The sequence below is a fragment of the Streptococcus sp. 2741 genome (assembly GCF_013276315.1).
Lineage (GTDB): Bacteria > Bacillota > Bacilli > Lactobacillales > Streptococcaceae > Streptococcus > Streptococcus pseudopneumoniae.
In genome coordinates, this window is the sequence record NZ_VMKU01000105.1 from 1 (window position 1) to 3,330 (window position 3,330).

Sequence of the window (3,330 nt, forward strand, 5' to 3'; positions counted from 1 at the left end):
TTATACCATAAGTGAAAAACGTTTACAAATAGTTATCATCACTTGTAAATAGTTGAGTTTTTACTTATTTTTCGTTAAAATCATTTACACTAATTTCCATCGTTTTTTTAAATCGTATTCATCTTCGTATTCATTTTTACAATCATCTTTGCCCGTATAGTTGAGAAGGTTGCAATTTAATTCTAATAGTTTATAAATAGAAAACCGTGATTACTCACAGTCTTTTAAAAATAAAATAAAAAAACTCCATCAAAACTATTGACATTATGCAACAAAAGTTGTATAATGGATACATAAGGTTAAGGAGGAAACCTTAGACAAGGAAACTAGTAGAAAGGAACATGAAATGTTTAAGTTCAAAAAGAAACCACTCAAAGCAAAAACAAATAAGCTAGTAGTCAAAATAAACTTATTTATAATCAGCTTTGAATGGCACATCGAATTTGGATAGTGAAAAATCACTATCCACCCCTTCGGGGGTGTACTTAAATTATAACAGGAAAAACAATGAAAGTAAATCTTAAAGTTAGAAAAACCACCAAGCGTGAAAAAGTTGAATTTATTATTGGACTTCTTCTACTCCTATTTGCAGTTTGGTATTTTACGAGGTAATATATGTCAGTAGATATTGAAGCTATCCGCTGGCTTTTAGACAACGCCACAGCCTATGCTATTAGCAAAAACTGTGGCATGTCTATTCAGGCCGTGGACAAGTATAAAAATGGTGTATCGGATATTATGAATATGCGTCTAAAACACGCTATCAGCATGATAACATACGCCCAGGAACTTAAAAAGCAGTGATTTCGGTCACTGTTTTTTATTTTTAACAAAACACCGTTTTTGACAATAATACACCACGATTTCCTCTCCATATTCTTCATGTAAACGCTTTTTTGAACAATAGGATTGTGATTTTGCTTTCTAATCGTTCAAAATGTGTGTTTTTGAAAAATAAAAAAACCGCAAGCCTGAGCCTGCGGTGAAAAATTATTCTTTGTCTTTGTTTTTATTTTGATTATTCCCTGTAAACAAACCAATTAGCCCTAATGCAGTAGTTCCAGTTAAGACACTACCTGCAATTTGTTTATCTGTTGCTATTAAGTAAATTCCACCAATAATAACAACGAGGGCGATTAAAAAGCCAAATAACTGTCCCAATTTATGAGAAGCAATATTCCCTGATAAGTATTTATCTTCCATCTCTCTACGATGTTGGCTTTCTGCAATACCATTATCAATAATCTTTTGAGCAGCATCCGGATATAGCTCTTTATATCCTTTGAGAATATCTGGATGAGGTAGGTCACCTTGATAGATTTCCAACTTCTGTAAAACTACTTGACGCTGTTCATGTGGTAAGCGCTCGACTTCATCAACAATATTATTGACTTCAATCAAATCTTTATTCTCGGTATCCAAATTTCATTACCTCTTTCTGAATGCCCATCGTTGATTTCTTGTAATCACTTTTGACTTTCTTCCAGTCTGGGACTGTATCAGCTTTTACTTTCGAAATGTTCTGGTTAAAGCTAAAAACAGGCAATACAATTGCTGTCATACCAAGTAAAAAAGACTTAAAGTATTGAGGTTGTTTTGTATTTTTTAACATCCCAAATTCCTCCTACTCGCTCCATAATATTTTTTTGAATTAACTTGATTATGACATCTTTCTTTAAAAAAGTCAATGTTTCTTACTCTTTTTAACAAAAAAATCCCCACAAGGACGAGTCCTGTGGGGTAGATAAACATTTTAGAAAAGTTTTCCTTTCCTTTTATTTTTTTAAATTATTTAGTCGTAATCAAGCCGTCTGGCTCTACTGTGAACTCTGGCTTGTCTGCCATTGTTCCGTCTGGTTTGAGATAGTACCAGCCTGTTCCGTCCGCAGACTGGATAAAGGCGTTTGATACCATAGCACCTTCTTTACCGTCAAGGTAATACCAAGTATCTTTGTACTTGACCCATCCTGTCTTCATAGCGCCCTCTGTGTCAAAATAATACCACTTCTCAGCGATTTTCTTCCAGCCTGTAGCCATTTCGCCTGACTGGTCAAACCAGTACCAATTACCATCTGTGTGCTTCTTCCAGCGGTTCGCAAGCATATAGCCTGAGCCGTCGAAGTAATACCAGGTGCCGTTGACCTTCTCAAACTTGTCTTTTGGATAAGAGCCGTCTAAGTGTACATACCAATAGCCTGTATCGTTCTTCTTCCAACCTGTTTCAATTGTCAAGCCACTTTCAATATCCTGCTTGAACTGTTCACGGCTAATGCCCCATTTGGCTAGATATGGATACGGGTCAACGTGGTCTGAATGATTGTCTGGTTGGTTATTGGTACAGTATTCATGCGTTTTGATACCTGCCAAGTCGTCTGTATCAAGCGTTTTTGGCAAACCTGCTTCATCTGCTAGATTACGTAGCAATTCGATATACAGACGGTAATCTTCCATGAACTCTTCTTTAGTTGAATGACTTTCAATCAGTTCAACTGCCGCATAGCTTTCCGCATTCCAACCGCCACCAACGTCCCAAGATCCGTTGTTTACAGGTCCGACCTGCATGACACGGCCGTTACCAACCACATGAGAGAAGAAACCAAGCTCAGGGTTCTTTCTGTAGTGGTAGTCTGCCTCATTTTGAGCGGTTGAGTTGCGGTTGCCTGTTGAGTGGGCATGTACTTGTCGGTAAGGCTGTACCCCAACCTGGGGCAAGCCTGTACGTAGTCTGCTTGTATCGATATCCATACCTACTCCCTCCAAGCATCGTTCATCTGCTTCACTGCGGACTCCACAAAGGTATCCAAGTCCTTATCGGTCATGCTGATCTTATATTTGGTCAGCTCTGCCCGAATTTTAGTGCGAGCCTGTGCCAATTTTTCATCACCTTTATAACCTGTCTCTTGAGCCACCTGCTCAACGGCATGAACTGCGTTCTTGGCTAGGATTTCAGCGATGATTACCGCTTTCTCTCCGCCTTTACGCAAAAGATAGTCTTTCACCATTTTCACGATACTGCCTACTGCTACTGCTAAAAAGCCTGTCGCAAAAGCGATAATAAATTCATTAAATTGTGTCATGTGTTGTTTCCTTTCTATTCTCTATAAAACTTAACATTAACGCTACCTATATACTCCCTTAAGTTTGTACCAGTTAGATATATGACTCCTCGGTTATACATATCAGCCTGAATTCTTATTAATTTGCTATTATTGAGTTGTACATATCGTATAGCAGCAACCTTAATATCATTACCTTTAATATCAATATTGTACCCACCCCAGTACTGCCACATTCTTGTGTTTAACACTTCCAGTCATAACCACCCGTGAA

The 3,330-nt window shown here is 37.8% G+C and carries 5 protein-coding genes; 1 reads left to right on the top strand and 4 read right to left on the bottom strand.

Annotated features, from left to right (window positions below; translation table 11 throughout):
* Positions 1–615: 615 nt before the first annotated feature.
* Positions 616–804: a hypothetical protein gene (locus HT671_RS09135; protein ID WP_000109850.1), complete on the top strand. Its 189-nt coding sequence runs from the start codon at positions 616–618 to the stop codon at positions 802–804.
* Between the two features lie 186 nt (positions 805–990).
* Here HT671_RS09135 and HT671_RS09140 read toward each other — a convergent pair whose 3' ends face one another.
* From HT671_RS09140 to HT671_RS09155, 4 genes are all read right to left on the bottom strand, one after another.
* Entirely contained in the window at positions 991–1,422 is a 432-nt protein-coding gene (locus HT671_RS09140; RefSeq protein WP_000379281.1) for a DUF2335 domain-containing protein, read from the bottom strand.
* Positions 1,406–1,612, bottom strand: coding sequence for a hypothetical protein (locus HT671_RS09145; RefSeq protein WP_000917045.1), 207 nt, complete (start codon positions 1,610–1,612; stop codon positions 1,406–1,408). The genes HT671_RS09140 and HT671_RS09145 overlap by 17 nt, the downstream gene beginning before the upstream one ends.
* 176 nt (positions 1,613–1,788) lie before the next feature.
* Complete coding sequence (locus HT671_RS09150) at positions 1,789–2,745, bottom strand: N-acetylmuramoyl-L-alanine amidase family protein (protein ID WP_166735501.1); 957 nt, start codon at positions 2,743–2,745, stop codon at positions 1,789–1,791.
* 2 nt (positions 2,746–2,747) lie between these two features.
* On the bottom strand, positions 2,748–3,077 hold the full coding sequence (locus HT671_RS09155; protein ID WP_000191486.1) for a phage holin: 330 nt from the start codon (positions 3,075–3,077) through the stop codon (positions 2,748–2,750).
* Positions 3,078–3,330: the final 253 nt, after the last annotated feature.